The sequence below is a fragment of the Shewanella sp. 433 genome (genome assembly GCF_059338565.1).
On record NZ_CM181703.1, the window covers coordinates 1834743 to 1850301 of the forward strand.

At 46.1% G+C, this 15559-nt stretch carries 16 protein-coding genes and 1 other RNA gene; 8 read left to right on the forward strand and 9 right to left on the reverse strand.

Annotation, left to right across the window (positions count from 1 at the left end; translation table 11 throughout):
• Positions 1-4: 4 nt before the first annotated feature.
• The 4 genes from AC5YB1_RS08090 to pspF form a co-directional block, all read right to left on the reverse strand.
• Positions 5-895 carry an ABC transporter permease subunit gene (locus AC5YB1_RS08090; protein ID WP_494521412.1) on the reverse strand — a complete coding sequence of 297 codons (891 nt, stop codon included), beginning with the start codon at positions 893-895 and terminating at the stop codon, positions 5-7.
• Complete coding sequence (locus tag AC5YB1_RS08095) at positions 882-1913, reverse strand: ABC transporter permease (protein ID WP_494521413.1); 1032 nt, start codon at positions 1911-1913, stop codon at positions 882-884. The genes AC5YB1_RS08090 and AC5YB1_RS08095 overlap by 14 nt, the downstream gene beginning before the upstream one ends.
• Positions 1913-3556, reverse strand: a complete 1644-nt coding sequence (locus AC5YB1_RS08100; protein WP_494521414.1) for an ABC transporter substrate-binding protein — start codon at positions 3554-3556, stop codon at positions 1913-1915. Before AC5YB1_RS08100 ends, AC5YB1_RS08095 begins: the two co-directional genes overlap by 1 nt.
• Positions 3557-3644: 88 nt before the next feature.
• Positions 3645-4718 carry a phage shock protein operon transcriptional activator gene (gene pspF, locus AC5YB1_RS08105; RefSeq protein WP_494521415.1) on the reverse strand — a complete coding sequence of 358 codons (1074 nt, stop codon included), beginning with the start codon at positions 4716-4718 and terminating at the stop codon, positions 3645-3647.
• Positions 4719-4896: 178 nt separating this feature from the next.
• Here pspF and pspA point away from each other — a divergent pair, with 178 nt between their 5' ends.
• From pspA to megL, 6 genes are all read left to right on the forward strand, one after another.
• Positions 4897-5592, forward strand: coding sequence for a phage shock protein PspA (pspA, locus tag AC5YB1_RS08110; protein ID WP_494521611.1), 696 nt, complete (start codon positions 4897-4899; stop codon positions 5590-5592).
• Between the two features lie 20 nt (positions 5593-5612).
• Positions 5613-5852 (forward strand): envelope stress response membrane protein PspB, encoded by a 240-nt coding sequence (gene pspB, locus AC5YB1_RS08115; protein ID WP_110456720.1) that lies wholly within the window; start codon positions 5613-5615, stop codon positions 5850-5852.
• Entirely contained in the window at positions 5839-6234 is a 396-nt protein-coding gene (pspC, locus tag AC5YB1_RS08120; protein ID WP_475514302.1) for an envelope stress response membrane protein PspC, read from the forward strand. Before pspB ends, pspC begins: the two co-directional genes overlap by 14 nt.
• Before the next feature lie 103 nt (positions 6235-6337).
• The gene (locus AC5YB1_RS08125; protein ID WP_494521416.1) at positions 6338-7780 is read left to right on the forward strand and encodes a YcjX family GTP-binding protein; all 1443 of its coding nucleotides are present in this window, start codon (positions 6338-6340) and stop codon (positions 7778-7780) included.
• Positions 7781-7820: 40 nt separating this feature from the next.
• Entirely contained in the window at positions 7821-8912 is a 1092-nt protein-coding gene (locus AC5YB1_RS08130; RefSeq protein WP_494521417.1) for a YcjF family protein, read from the forward strand.
• 96 nt (positions 8913-9008) lie between these two features.
• Positions 9009-10187: a methionine gamma-lyase gene (megL, locus tag AC5YB1_RS08135; RefSeq protein ID WP_494521418.1), complete on the forward strand. Its 1179-nt coding sequence runs from the start codon at positions 9009-9011 to the stop codon at positions 10185-10187.
• 56 nt (positions 10188-10243) lie between these two features.
• On the opposite strand, the gene AC5YB1_RS08140 is transcribed toward megL, so the two are convergent.
• The gene (locus tag AC5YB1_RS08140; RefSeq protein ID WP_494521419.1) at positions 10244-11635 is read right to left on the reverse strand and encodes an SLC13 family permease; all 1392 of its coding nucleotides are present in this window, start codon (positions 11633-11635) and stop codon (positions 10244-10246) included.
• A 399-nt stretch (positions 11636-12034) separates the two neighbouring features.
• On the opposite strand from AC5YB1_RS08140, the gene AC5YB1_RS08145 reads away from it, so the two are divergent.
• Positions 12035-12334 (forward strand): ComEA family DNA-binding protein, encoded by a 300-nt coding sequence (locus AC5YB1_RS08145; RefSeq protein WP_494521420.1) that lies wholly within the window; start codon positions 12035-12037, stop codon positions 12332-12334.
• Positions 12335-12508: 174 nt separating this feature from the next.
• An RNA gene (gene ffs, locus AC5YB1_RS08150) (signal recognition particle sRNA small type) lies at positions 12509-12605 on the forward strand.
• Positions 12606-12888: 283 nt separating this feature from the next.
• Here ffs and AC5YB1_RS08155 read toward each other — a convergent pair.
• From AC5YB1_RS08155 to AC5YB1_RS08170, 4 genes are all read right to left on the reverse strand, one after another.
• Positions 12889-13161, reverse strand: a complete 273-nt coding sequence (locus AC5YB1_RS08155) for a late competence development ComFB family protein (RefSeq protein WP_494521421.1) — start codon at positions 13159-13161, stop codon at positions 12889-12891.
• Between the two features lie 267 nt (positions 13162-13428).
• Positions 13429-14112 (reverse strand): DUF2057 domain-containing protein, encoded by a 684-nt coding sequence (locus AC5YB1_RS08160; protein WP_494521422.1) that lies wholly within the window; start codon positions 14110-14112, stop codon positions 13429-13431.
• Positions 14113-14121: 9 nt separating this feature from the next.
• Complete coding sequence (locus AC5YB1_RS08165; RefSeq protein ID WP_494521423.1) at positions 14122-14784, reverse strand: primosomal replication protein; 663 nt, start codon at positions 14782-14784, stop codon at positions 14122-14124.
• A complete protein-coding gene (locus AC5YB1_RS08170) occupies positions 14781-15554 on the reverse strand; it encodes a sulfite exporter TauE/SafE family protein (RefSeq protein WP_494521424.1) in 774 nt (257 codons plus the stop codon). The genes AC5YB1_RS08165 and AC5YB1_RS08170 overlap by 4 nt, the downstream gene beginning before the upstream one ends.
• Positions 15555-15559: the final 5 nt, after the last annotated feature.

Consider the following 15559-nt stretch of genomic DNA (forward strand, 5'->3'; position numbering starts at 1 on the left):
CTCATTAATGGCGAATGGGTGAAAGTGCAGAGCGCAGACCGTCGCCAACGAGGTTAATCGCCAGTACACTGCATAAGATGGCTACGCCAGGGATGGTGACGGTCCATGGCGCCGTTAAGAGGTTATCTAACCCTTGTGCCACCATAGCGCCCCATTCAGGGCTCGGTGCTTGTGCCCCCAGATTTAAGAAACCTAAGGCGGCGATATCCAAAATAGCTGCTGAAATACCTAAGGTGGTTTGAATAATCATGGTGTCTAAAATATTCGGTAAAATCACATACCAAAAAATCTGTAGTGGGTTGGCCCCATCGAGCCTTGCGGCAGTCACATACTCTTTTTGCAGCTCTTCATGTACCGCTTGGTGGATAGCCCTGACAAATTGAGGCGTTAATGCAATACCTACCGCCCAAAATACATTGCCCAGTCCAGGTCCGGTGACAGCCACCACTAATATTGCCATTAATAACGAGGGGATAGAGAGAAGTGCGTCGAGTAAATGACTCAATATACTCGATTTTAAGCCCGTCATCATGCCCGAAATAGAGCCTATTACAAAGCCTATCACCAAGGCCGTGGCGACAATCGCCAGTGCCATGCCAAAGGTCAGGTGCGCCCCATGCAGCAACCTGCTAAAGATGTCTCTACCCAGATCGTCGGTTCCCAAAAAGTGTTCAACCGTGCCAGCAGGATCCCAAGAGGGAGGTAGCAATAAAGCTTGTGGATCCTGATGTGCGGCTGAAAATGGCGCGATAATTGGTCCAAATAATGCCAGTAATATGAGGCAGCAAATCGCCCAAAAACCGGCAAATGCAAATGGGTTGTCAGTAAACGCATTCCAGATGCGTCTCAGAGGTGAGGGGATATGGCCTACCTGATAAATTTTAATGGGCGGCATAGAGTTCTTTCCTACTGAGCGGATTGATCGCCGTATGTAACACTTCAATTAAGATACTTAAAAAGATAATGATCATTGCTACCGCTAAAATCCCCCCTTGGATCACGGTATAATCTCGCTGGTAGATCCCCGAGACTAACCAAGCACCGACCCCTGGCCAGCTAAAAATTACCTCAACTACAATCGCGTAACTGGCAAATGCTCCGAGCATCAGTCCCATATTTTTAAGTAGTGGGATAAAGGCATTGGGCAGTGCATGGCGTATCACTATGGTATAGGTTCTTAGGCCCCGAGCTTCGGCGGCTTTAATATAGGTTTTTTCCATAATCGACATCATGGCACTTCGGGTGATGCGCACCACCACAGTAAAAGGCAGTACGGCCAAGGTGACCGCGGGTAATACAATGTGTTGTAAGGCGTCGATAAACGCTGACCAAGCATATTGAGAGTCCCATAACAAGATATCTATCAGCAGAAAACCCGTCACCGGTTTTATCTCGTAAAGCAGGTTGATTTGACCGGAGATGGGTAGCCAGCCTAAGCGCACGCCAAACCACAGTGACAGACTCAGTCCCAGCCAGAAGACCGGAATTGAATAGCCAGTTAAGGTGATCGCCATAATGGTATGTTGGGTTATTTTATGTTGACTTAACGACGCTAAAACTCCTAGAGGGATCCCGAGTAGTAGTGCAATCGCACCAGCGACAAAGGCCAATTCGAAGCTGGCGCTGAGCACGGCGGTTAATTCATTAGACACCGGATTTTGCGAGGTAACAGAGATCCCTAAGTTTCCCGATAAACGCTGCTCTAAATAAGCAATAAATTGGCTGATTTGGCCTTGGTCGAGACGATAAGCTGCATTGATGCTGGCTTGTTCTTCCGTGGTGGGAGCTTGAATGCCAGTGAGGGCGACGGTGTGTTCGACCGGAAACTGTGCGGTGACACTAAACATCACCATAAACAACACCAGTGATGTCGCAAGAAATAGATTTAAGCGGCGAGCAAGATAGCGTGCCATCAGTTTGGTTCCTCAATAGCCACAATGGCCGGTGTCACCTTAGTGGTATTGGTGAAAGAGATCCCCCCAAACGGGGTTAACTTAGACTGAGTTATCCGTTTTTGTTTGACTACCATGCGGGTGGCGTGTGCAAAAGGCAACATTGGAACTTGCTCGGCAATATATTGCTCAGCCTGTTGGTATAAGGCTGTGCGCGTAACGCGATCCGTAGTCGACCTAGCCGTCTGTAGAATACGGTCAAATTCTGGTGAGCACCAACGTGAGCGGTTACTGTTAGAATTTACCGATGCGCAACTCAAAATGGGGGTGAAAAAATTGTCCGGATCGCTGTTATCGGCGTTCCATCCAATGAGTACCGAATCATAATTTTGGCCACTCAGTTTTTGGTTAAACACACTCCAATCGTAACTGACTATGTTGACCTTCACCCCAATACGCGCCAAATCGGCTTGAATTAATTCAGCGGTTTTGTGGGCATTAGGGTTATAAATTCGGGCTACCGGCATTGCCCAGATATCGATGCTTAAGTCACTGATGCCAGCATCGCTAAGTAATTTACGTGCTTTTTCCGGGTTATAGTCGATTAGGCTTTTATTGGTTGAATAGGCCCATGATAACGGGGGCAGCAGACCAACGGCTTCTACGGCCGTTTGATGGTATACCGCCCGCAGGATATTTTCTTTATCCACTGCATGGGCTAATGCTTGGCGCACCCGCACATCGTTAAAGGGAATACGTTCGGTATTAAATGCCCAAAAAGCCACATTAAAACCCGGGATGGAATCGACCTCTAAATTGGGCTTATCGATCACAACGGGTAACTCTCCAGCTTTGGGGAGTGCCGAAATGTTACAGTCACCTGTAATGAGCTTCGCCAGTCGTGTGGTACTTTTGGGGGTAATATCAAAGACCAGTTGCTCAACTTCAGGAGTTAGGCGCCAGTAATGATGGTTACGATAATAGCGAATAAAATCATTTTTGACATAGTCGACTAGCCTAAAAGGACCAGTACCAATCGCCAGTTTATCGACGAGTTCAGGTTCGCCTGCCTGCAGTTGTTGCTGCGCATACTCTTGTGACAAGATGACGGCAAACCCAGTGGCGAGGTTAGATAAAAATGAGGCGTCTTTTTGTGTCAGGTGAAAAGCAACTTGATAGTCGTTTATTTTCTCAATGTTGTCGATTAAATCAGAAAAGCCAATGCTTTGGAAAAAAGGGTAACCTGTTTTAGCCACATCATGATACGGGTGAGTGCTATCGGTAATACGGTTAAATGAGAACAGGACATCATCGGCGTTGAAATTACGCGTTGGGGTAAAGATGTTTGAGTGATGGAAACGCACCCCAGTGCGTAACGAAAAAGTGTACACGCGCTCATCGTCACTGATAGTCCAGGCGGTGGCTAAAGAGGGGACTAACTGCCCTGATGTCGCATCATAATCGACCAGTCCATCATAGAGTTGCTGTGAAGTGGCATCGATTGTGGTGCCAGAGGTTACTAATTGTGGATTGAAAGACTCTGGATTACCTTCAGAACAATAAACCAGGCCAGAAGGAACACGAGAAGGACCACAGGCTGCTAATAGGGGGATAACGCAGCAAAGAACCAATCCTAACGTGAGACGCTTAAGCAGCTCTGTCATCAGTAGATGTAATCGTTGTTTGAATGAATAATTTCATTTTAACAGTGCTACAGAGCTAGGAGCAAACTTCATCTGCGTTAAGCGAGATTTATTTATCCAATAAATTGTATTTTTTCAAAATTCCTCGCAGTTGATGGTAACTGAGACCCAGCAATTCGGCCGTTTTTTTCTGGTTGTATTGCCCCGCATCTAAGGCTTTACTGAGTAACTGCACTTCATGGGATTCGCAGTGTTCTTTAAAGTCTAACGGAAACTCAATTGCGGCAGCCTTGTGTGGTTGCGGCGCTGATTCAGGCTCAGGCTCAAGTGGGGCGACAGGCGTCGCATTGGGCTGCGGTATAGCTTGGCGCGAAGTGGTTTTTACTCTGTGCATTGGGCGGTAGGGTGAAGCAAAGGGATCAATGACGATATTATCAATCGCGGTATGCAGATCCGTATTACGATAAACGCTGCGCTCAACCACGTTTTTGAGTTCACGAATATTGCCCGGCCAATCATATTGCATTAATTGCTCGACAGCGCGGGGGGAGAAACCGTCAAACAGTTCATGTTTTAATTGCCGCGCCATGCCGATAGCAAAGTATTCTGCCAGCGGCATAATATCTTCGGGGCGATGACGCAGTGGCGGTAAGGTGATCACATCAAAGGCTAAGCGATCTAGCAGATCTGGTCTAAATTCTCCGGCTTGGGCAAGTGAAGGCAGATCTTCATTGGCGGCGCAGATTAAGCGCACATCGGTTTGTACCGTTTTACTGCCGCCCACTCGTTCAAATTCACCGTACTCAATGACTCTGAGTAGCTTCTCTTGTATGAGTCCTGAGGTGTTGGCCAATTCATCTAAAAAAAGTGTGCCGCCATCGGCGCGCTCGAAGCGACCTTCATGCTTTTTATTGGCACCGGTAAATGCACCAGCATCATGGCCAAAGAGTTCACTTTCCAGTAAGTTCTCACTCAAGGAGGAGCAGTTAAGTTTGATAAAATTGTGTTCCCAGCGCGTTGACAGGTAGTGCAATCGCTCGGCGATGAGTTCCTTACCCGTGCCACGTTCCCCAATAATAAGTACGGGTTTGGATAAGGGGGCAACTTTTGAAACGTGCTCTAGTACTTCCAATAACGCATTCGATTGGCCGATCAGATTATCTTGTTGGAATTGATTCGCCACGATAAGTTTTAGCCTTTCACACTAATAATTGGTGAAATTTATAATATGTGGCCGCGGTTACAAAATAAAGCAAAAGTTAAAATAATGTTTAAGTGTCTGTATTGTAATGAATATCAAAAGTTGGCACACTAAATGTATTATTCTTTGCGACACCAACGTTAATTTAGAGGACAGTATTATGGGCATTTTCTCTCGCTTCGCAGATATCATCAATTCTAATATCAGCGCGCTACTCGATAAGGCCGAAGATCCAGAAAAAATGGTGCGCTTGATCATCCAGGAGATGGAAGACACCTTAGTCGAAGTACGTTCAACTTCAGCTAAAGTGCTTGCAGAGAAAAAAGAGATCCTGCGTCGTATCGCCAAAGTGCAAGAGCAGGTACATGATTGGCAAGATAAAGCTGAGCTAGCGTTATCGAAAGATCGCGAAGATTTAGCCAAAGCGGCATTACTGGAAAAGCAGAAAGCCAGCGAACTGGCAGCTACGCTTGAAAAAGAGTTAATGGTCGTTGAAGAGCACATTGCTCGCCTCAAAGAGGAAGTGAATCTGCTACAAGAAAAGCTAGCCGATGCTAAAGCACGTCAAAAGACCATTATCATGCGCAAGCAGACCGCCTCTTCTCGTTTAGAAGTAAAGCGTCAGCTTGATTCAAGTAAAATTGATAATGCGATGAGCAAATTTGAGCAATATGAGCGCCGTGTCGAAGGGTTAGAGTCACAAGTTGAGTCTTACGACTTGGGTAATCAAAAGACACTTAATGATGAGTTCGCCGCTTTAGAAGCCGAAGATTCAGTCAACGCCGAGTTGGAAGCCTTAAAAGCCAAGGTTAAAGCCAGCAACGCGAAAAAACAGACGACTAAAACAACTAAATAGAAACGATTCAGAGGTGAGTTATGGATATGGATTTATTAATAGCCCCGATCATCATCTTCATGATAGTGGTGGCACCCATTTGGCTGATCCTACATTACCGTAGTAAACGCCAAGTGAGCCAAGGACTCACTGAAGAAGAGTTTACTCAGCTAAATGAGTTAATTAGCAAAGCCGATAAAATGGCCCAACGCATAGAAACCTTGGAAGCTATTTTAGACAGCGAGGCGCCACAATGGAGGCATCGAGATGAGCGCATCTAATGGACGTCCCTTATATCGCATTCCCGAATCAGGCAAAATCGCTGGGGTCTGCGCCGGCATAGCCGATTACTTTAACTTCGAAACCTGGTTAGTCAGGGTGGTGGCAGCATCGATATTTTTACTTGGGGGATCGGGCATCATCTTTATCATCTATGTGCTACTGTGGATGATATTAGATATCAAGCCTGGCAGCACAAAGAACAAACACCAGCATAAAGAGATTGAGGTTAAAAAGAAGGTCTGGCAGGCTGGCGAACCCGCTAAGGCAGCGTTACGGGATGTCAGCAGCCAATTTAGACAATTAGAGGTAAGGCTTCAACAGCTTGAACGTCATGTCACCTCTGATAGTTTCGATCTCAAACGGGAGATCAACAACCTGTAAGCTTGACTCATCATGACTTACATAAGGCATAAGGGCGGTGAATACCGCCCTTAAACATGGCTACGATTCGAATACGGATATTATAGGGGCCAAGATAGGTGCTATGAACTCACTCAATCGCTCACTTCATAAGCTATCACAACAGTCAAAATCTTTGGTCAAACGAACCACAGACAATCATGTACGCCTAGCGGTAACGGGTTTGTCTGGCGCAGGCAAAACCGCTTTTATCACCGGATTAGTGAATCAACTCCTGCACAGTGGTACCGTTGGGCAACATAATGCGTTGCCCTTGTGGCAAGTGGCGCGAGATGAGCGCCTTTATGGGGTAAAGCGCACCTTACAGCCCGATATGACCATTGCCAGTTTTGATTACGAAGGCGCCATGGCGGCCTTAACCTCTAGTGAACCTCACTGGCCAGCGTCCACGCGTAATATCAGTGAGCTGAGGTTAGCGATTAAATACCAGCCGCAAAAAGGGCTGCTGGCAAAACTGACTGACCATAGCACCTTATATGTTGATATTGTTGACTACCCAGGTGAGTGGTTACTCGATTTACCTATGTTAAAACTCACCTATCCACAGTGGTGTCAGCGTCAAAGTCTGCGTAGCAGCTTGTTGTCGCTTAGCGAGTATTATACGCCCTTTATCGACGCTTGCGCCGAGCTGCCTTTAGCATCACCGGCGCAAGAGCTGCAACTCAAACAGGTGTCGAGCCTGTATCAACAACTGCTGTGTGACAGTGTACATACCCATGGGTTTTATAATGCCCAACCTGGACGCATGTTATTGCCAGGTGAGCTGGCCGATACGCCAGTGTTAGCGTTTTTTCCTCTACTCGGCTTAAGTGAGGGGCAGTGCGATGCATTAGAAAAAAGCCCTAAAGACTCCTATTACCATGTACTTAAAAAACGTTATCACAGCTATGTAATCCAGGTTGTTAAACCCTTCTACCGCGATTACTTTGGCAAGTTTGACCGTCAATTATTATTAGTTGACTGTTTTACGCCGCTTAATCGCGGTAAAGCGCAGTTTGATGATATGAGTCAGGCGCTAGACGGCATCATGGCTAGCTTTCATTTTGGTCAATCTAACTTATTGAAAAGGCTCTTTTCTCCTCGTATTGATAAGCTGTTATTTGCTGCCAGTAAAGTGGACCATATTACCCGCGATCAGCAGGGTAATGTGTTATCGCTATTGACCCAGCTGGTTAACCGCAGTCAGCAACATGCTAAGTTTGAAGGTTGCGATGTTGAGGTGATGGCGATCAGTGCTATAAAAGCCACACAACATGGCATGGTGCAAGTTGACACTAAACAGATAGAGGTGGTTAAGGGACGCGATATGGCAAGTGGTAAAGCGGTCACTTTGTTTCCTGGCGAAGTCCCCAAGCAGCTGCCTCGCAGTGAATTTTGGCAGCAACAAGGGTTTGAATTTGTTAATTTTGCGCCGCCTCAAATCGCCAGTACTGCTAAGGATGTGCATTTTGAGCATATTCGCTTAGATCACCTATTGCAGTATTTAATTGGCGATAAGCTAACTTAGCTATCCCTGATTTACATCTTGATTGATGATAGGAACGATAATGACACACCCCTCAGATCCGATAGAAAAAAAACAGTTATTCGAGCTAGGCGATGATGATCAATCGACTCAGCCAAGGCTACAACAGGCAAGGCATTTTGATGCTGAACCTGTACACATATTATCGCCCGAGAGTGACGAGGAGCAGCTTGCACAATTATTAGATATTGACCCTAGCATTAAGCGCACCTTGATGGCGAGTAAGCGTCGCCGCTGGTCATGGTTGACTAAAAGCATGTTGCTTGGCCTTATCATCTTAGTACTGACCCAAACCGGCTTGTCCTTGTCACAAGCATGGACCGACAGCCCTTGGTTATTTGGGGTATATGCCAGTGTTCTGGCTTTGGTTATTTTGTGGGCTGGGCGGATAACCTTTAATGAATGGCGCCAACTGCAACGATTAAGGGGCGTAGAGGAGGCGCAGCAAGTGAGTGAGCGCTTAGCCCTGAGCATGCAAATTGGTGAGGCCGACCCGTTTATCGAGCGTATTTTGGCTAAATTACCCACAGATATCGACACCCAAAACTACCGTGATCATGTGCGTGATGAGCATAACGATGCCGAGCGCGTGCTGTTGTTTGAGTCGCTGGTGTTAACTGAAATCGATAAAAAAGCCAAAAAATTGGTGCATCGCTATGCCACTGAATCGGCGTTATTGTTAGCCGCAAGCCCATTAGCCGTGCTCGATATGGCGATTATTTTATGGCGTAACCAGAAGATGATCCGCGAGTTAGCCAGCTGCTATGGCATTGAACTAGGTTATTGGAGCCGCATTAAGCTCATCCGCTCGGTGATAATCAATATTATTTATGCGGGGGCCAGTGAGGTGGTGACCGATATTGGTACCCAGTTGCTATCACTGGAAGTGTCCGGCAAGGTATCGACGCGGATGGCGCAAGGGTTAGGCGGGGGATTGCTCACTGCAAGATTGGGTTATCAGGCCATGGCACTGTGTCGCCCTGTGGTATTTAGTCATGAGACCCGCCCCAAGTTAACCAAGATCCATACCGCGCTACTGAGTGAACTCAAAGATTTCTCATTAGCCGCACTCGGTAAACGCACCAACCGTAACAAAGATTTTACATCCAACTAGGGCTTAATCTGCTGCTATAACTTTACTCTCAGGCGCAAAACGAGCCAAGGTTAGTGTTTACCTTGACTTAGTCAATCAACACTTTGGAGAGAGATAATGCAACAAAAATGGCAGCAGGCGACTCAGGTTATCCACGCTGGGCATCAAAGGGATGCCATGGGCGCATTAGTCTCACCACTGTATCAAAGCGCCACCTTTGCATTCGAGAACACAGAGCAAGGTAGCGCACGGTTTGCTGGTGAGCAGCAAGGGTATATTTATACCCGCTTAGGTAATCCCACCACGGCAGAGCTTGAGCGCAAGTTAGCGATACTCGAGGGCAGCGAAGCCGCTGCCGCTACCGCATCGGGTATGGCGGCGGTATCGGCCGCATTATTAACCCATTTATGCTGTGGCGATCATTTAGTTGCCGCTAAAGCCGTTTACGGCTGTACCTTTGCCTTGATGACCACGCAGTTGAGTAAGTTTGGGATTGAAGTCACCTTGGTGGACTTTAATGATGTCGATGAAATAAAGCGCGCCATTAAGCCCACTACGAAAGTGCTGTTTTGTGAAACTCCGGTGAACCCCCATCTCGATGTGTATGACTTAACCGCGATTGCAGGTATAGCGAAGCAGCATCATCTGGTGAGTATTGTTGATAACACCTTTATGACGCCGCTGTTGCAGCAGCCCATCGCGTTGGGCATCAATATGGTGGTGCATAGCGCCACTAAATACCTTAATGGCCACGGCGATGTGATTGCCGGCATAGTGTGTGGCAGTGAGGAGATGATAGCTAAACTCAAAACAGAAATCCTCAAAGATATCGGCGCGGTATTATCACCACACGATGCCTGGCTTATCTTACGCGGGCTAAAAACCTTAGATGTTAGAGTTGCTCGTCATTGTGATAATGCCCAAGTGATTGCCGAATATCTGGATAAACACCCGCAAATTAGCCGAGTTTATTATCCTGGTTTAGCGCACCATAGTGGACATCATCTTATCGGCTCGCAGATGCGCCGAGCTGGGGGAGTGGTGGCCTTTGAACTTGATAGTGGTTTTGATGGCGCTGTTGCATTTGTGAATCGACTGAAGTTATTTACCATCGCGGTCAGTTTGGGTGACGCTGAGTCACTTATCCAGCATCCAGCTTCGATGACCCATTCACCCTATTCATTTGAGGAGCGAGTTGTGGCGGGTATTAGTGACAGTCTATTGCGTATATCGGTAGGCTTAGAGGCGGTTGAAGATATTATTAGCGATTTACGCCAAGCGTTAGAAGGGAGTTAATCCATCTGTGGCCAACTCATTATCGAGTAGGCCACAAATGTGCAAGCGGATTATGCTTAGATAGTCCAGAACAGGTGGGCAATGATATACAGTACCAACATACTGATAAAGTTGATTATTGCGCCAGCTCGCATCATCTCTGATTGCTTAATGTGGCCTGACCCATACACAATCGCATTGGGCGGCGTCGCCACTGGCAGCATAAAGGCACAAGAAGCCGCAATACCAATTAATACCGACAGCATCACAGGTGATAGTCCCAGTGCTTCAGCAATCGCGGCAAATACAGGTACCAACAAAGCAGCACTGGCGGTATTACTGGCAAACTCAGTGAGCATCACCACAAAAAATATCACCGCAAAGGTAAATAATGCCATATGGGTGTTACCAAAAATATCGGTGACCCAATGCGCCAAAAATACGCTGGTGCCTGTGGCTTTTAAAATAGCACTGAGTGTTAAGCCACCACCAAAGAGGATGAGCACGCCCCAATCTGTGGTTTTTTCTATTTTTTTCCACTGCACTAAACCTAAACCCGCCAGTAATACCACGGCACTTAACGCCACTATGGTATCGAACTGTTTGATGCCGCCTAAAGCGCCAGAGATAGGCTTACTGAAGATCCAGCAACATACGGTTGCCAAAAAGATGATAAGAGTGAGTTTACCTTGGAAATTTAATTTCTGATTATCGCTTGGGATCTCACAGACCACATTGAGATTAGGTTTCAAATAAAGATACAGCGCGATAAGCATACTCGGTAACATTAAAGCGACGGTGATCAAACCGAACTCTAACCAGTCGGCAAAGCTTAAACTCACTTGAGCCGCGGCGATAGCATTCGGTGGGCTGCCCACTAAGGTACCTATGCCACCAATATTGGCAGAGTAAGCGATACCTAGCAGCATAAAGAGGTAGGTGTTGCGATGCTCTTTAATGTCTAGCTGCTGCAAGATCCCCAGAGCCAATGGCAGCATCATCGCCGCAGTGGCGGTATTACTGATCCACATCGATAGCAGGGCGGTGATGCCGAATAACATCATACAAGCAAGGCTCAGTTTACCCTTGGAAGCCGTAAGTACTTTTTGAGCGATACGGCGATCGATACCTTGATGGTTCAGGGCTGCAGCGAGGACGAAGCCACCAAAAAACAGGTAAATAATCGGATTCGCAAAATTGCTCATTGCCGTTTTGGTTTCAAACACGCCAAACACGACCCCAAGAATAGGGATAATGATTGCCGTCACACTAATATGGATAGCCTCCGTCAGCCACAATATTGCAGCAAAAACGAGAATGGCGAGTCCAATATTAATGCTCTGTTCAAAAGGCAGAAATTGATACATCAAAATAAATAAACAGATATCGGCAAACAATATAAGCATTTTTTTATATTGTGTTGGCTTTTCAGGGATCAGCGGCTGTGCCTGCGTGGTTTCGTGAGACATTGAAGAGTCCATATACTTGTTGTTAGTACTTGTTGTTAGGCGCACAACACTATCTCAGCGCAGGATCGGCACAAAGCTTTTTATTTGTAGTTAAATTACTTTGTGTTCGAGCTCTGCGTGTGATGTAGCGCAATAAAATGGTGGCTTATGTTACCCGAATCACGTTTTAAAGTAAGGGGTAGATCACAATTTTTTTCATAGTGCATCGGTTGAATCAGATTTAATCTCGTTATGAAATAAACTGAAAGTTGTTTGTGTGACCTTGGTCACCTTGGAGGTGGGGTTTTGGTTGGTGGGGGTCACGTATTTGCGCAAGGTTTGAGTTTGTTCTATGTTTTTAAGGTGGCCAAGGAGAAAGGAATGCTGGCCATCCCCTAATGGATAATCAAGGAGTAAGTTATGAAAGCAATATTATTGGGCAGTTTGATTGCTACGACATTAGCACTGTTTCCCGCTTATGCTGCTGAAAAGGTTGAGCCAGTTCCGGTGAATACAACCGTTGAGGCACAAGCCGTTAATATCAATACAGCGACAGCAGAGCAGTTAAGCCAGCTAAAAGGGATTGGTGCAAACAAGGCGATGGCGATTATTGAATACCGCAATACACATGGTAAATTTACCGATATTAATCAATTATCTGAAGTTAAAGGTATCGGTCCTAAACTGTTAGAACAAAACCGAGCCAATATTAAATTGTAAGTCATTGAAGCTTGTTCTTATAAAAAATACCCACGCTCGTGGGTATTTGTTTATAGATTCACCACTCAATCATAAAGAATGGCTCAAAGACCGATATTCCCTTGATCGCATCCCCTGCATGATAGATAATGCCCCCGTCTTGAAGATAACACGCTTCAAGAATCTATGGTGACCCTAGGGTCCCCCCGCAATGATAACTTGTGAACTCGGCCAGGCCCGGAAGGGAGCAACCGCAGCAGGCGACTCATGTGCCGGGGTGTGGCTCTAGGGAAACCTCCAAACTAAAGTCTAATCAAAGGCTTATCTCAGAAAGACCGCAAGTGGTACACTCGATGAGAAATCGGTTAGCAAAAAACTCCCCCCTATTTGTTTCTAAATTTTCCTATCTTGTTTTACATTCACCGTTTTAACTTTGTTTAGTTGCGTGCGGTTATCAATTGTGAAATACCCATCAGTGTGACTTTTTATGTCTGGGCTATGCTTGGGGTATGTCTGGAAAGTCGCGTGTGTGTGAATACCAAGGCGTCCTCATTAATTGAACGCCTAGGTTCGAGTTACAGGCTTTCTTGTTGGGGAAGCTTGGTTTTTAAAAAGGCGCGCGATTTTTCTAAGGCAGATTGGATCTCCGTTTTCATCTGCTTGAGTTCGTCATAATCTTCAAAAAAGTAAGTATCGACGAGGTGCCGAATGTAGCGCACGGGCAGCTGATTGAGTGTCACGCAGCATAAATCGGCCAGATAGTCTTCAGGGAGTTCATCCATCAATCCTTCATCCGACAGCATCTCAAGTAACAGTACTTCATAATAATTTCGAATTTCTAGTTGCATGCATCTATCTCCACGATGAGGGGCTTGGCTTATATCGTTTGTCTAGTTTGCAATCATATTGGCTTAGCCGCAATCACTATTTAATGTCGCGTAATGGTTCAGTGCGTAAGCGCAAGCTAGGGGAATGCTGACAATCTATAGCAGGTAAATGAGACTAAAAAATTAGATGGTATATGGTTCAAGGTAAAACGGGAGAGTCTATATGGGGGGAGAGGGTCACGCTAACCTTAGGTTAGCGTGACGTTGCTTGTGGGTTTTATCAAATGATCACAACTGTTTGATGGCCCAGCTCATGAATTCTTTGCGCGTTGTTTCATCGGCGTGTAACCACCAGTATTGCAGCATTTGCTGAGCATGTTCAGCTTCGCTCTTATTGGTGGGCGCTGCTGTCGCGGGTAATGTCGCAGCCTCGATGGCGCTAACAGGCTTTGCTGGTACGGAACTAGCTGCCATCGTACCGCCCGTTGCAACGGCTGCAGCGACTTCAACATCTTGACCGCTGTCATCACCTAAGAGTCGACCTACAAATGAAGTTTCTGCAATATCGGTTTGTGCTACTTGATAACTGACTTTACCACCATCTGCACGCGTGATGATGACCTCGGGTGATTTAGCAAACTCTTTCGGACGTTTAATCACTTTGCCTTCGGCGGGTTGTAACTGGTAGTCATAATCGCCATCGACATTAAGAGTAATAATAAAGGGGGATGATTTAATAAAGCTTTCGCTGTCACTGAAATCATCTTGCACCATATCGTGATAACGGATAGCAATCTTGTGCGTGCCGTTATCTAGGCTTAAATCGGCCTTATGGTTAAACAAGCTGCTTTCTACTTTTTGACCATTAAGGGCTAAGTATTCAAATGCCATGGGAATGGTGAGATTGGCAGCCATTGCCGATGAGGCACCAAGCAAAGCGATTAAAGCGGTGATTGGCATTACTGATTTCATTGTTGCTCCTTAACGATTATGACTTTTATATGGGCGTTCAAACGCCTGAATGCGGTCTTCAATATAGCTAATAGCTTGTCGGCACTTACCTAAGCGACGGTGAACTAAAAGTATCTCATTTTGCAGTGCAATTTTGTCAGCACTATGACAGTTTTCAAGTTTTGATTGTAAATCTGCAATCTTTTGCTCAAATGTTTGAACCCAGTTCAGATGTTTGTTTAATTCATCATATAGCTGGTGGCTATTATGCATTACGCCAGAAGCGATCCAACTAAAACCACTATCGGCGTGCGACTGCTGGCGACGTTGTTTGGCATTCGCAATACGTGATGATTTTTGTTGCTCAGCCGATTTCACATCTAATGTGGTGGTGTTCAGCGCGCGTCGCAGTGCGGTAAATCTATCTTGGATCCCTTCACAGCTTAACGCTATGGTCGATGTCGAGATATTCCCCTTTAGTAGTTTTTCGAGCTGCGCTATTTTATTGCTAATTTGGCTGATACACGGGGCAAGCTGGGCACCGGATTGGTTAAATAAGCCATGATTAAAACGTTCGGTATCATGCAGTAGCTTACGTTGCCCTTTTGCCAGCTGGCTATCATGTTGCAGCACTTCTTGTTCTAATTGCTTAAGTTGGACTCGTAAACGATAAATTAGTTCTGAGGTGTTCATGCCCATGCGCTCCACGCCAAATTGATGGCAATCAAAATAACCACGGTGATAAATAGCGGACGGATAAATGGTACGCCAAATTTGATTGCGGTGCGAGCGCCAACAAACGAACCTAACATCATGCATAAGCCCATAGATAAGCCGATAACAATATTGACTTGTCCCAAGGCTAAAAAGACCGTTAAAGAGGTTAGGTTACTGATAAAAGTCATGGCTCGTGCTAATCCACAACTGTTAAGTACTGGTAATTGGTATTGCGAAATACTGCTGATGGTCCAAAACGCGCCGACAGCGGGGCCAGCAAAACCATCATAAAAGCCCAATGGCAACCCTTGGCGCCATTGCTTAAAGGCCGAGGGTGCGCGAGTTGGTGGTAAGTGGCTGTTGCCCCCCATCACACTGGGTTTTACTAGGGTATAAATGGCAATGATGATGATAATGAGCGGCAGTAATTTTTCGAGCCATTGATTATCAATGAGATAGACTACGAAGGTGCCGATAACGGCGCCAATGAAGGTGGCTATTGCGGCATGGTACCAAAAGCGTGGCTCAAAAAAATGTTTGCGGTAATAGGTGAATGCCGCCATGGATGAACCAAAGCTGGCGGCCAATTTATTGGTTCCCAGCGCCGCGTGTGGCGGTATGCCTATGGTTAATAATGCAGGTATTGATAGCAAGCCTCCGCCGCCTGCGACAGCGTCAATAAAGCCGGCAATAAAACCTGTGGCGGCTAAAATAATCCAAACGCTGGGGTCTAAAAGTAACTCCAATGTGG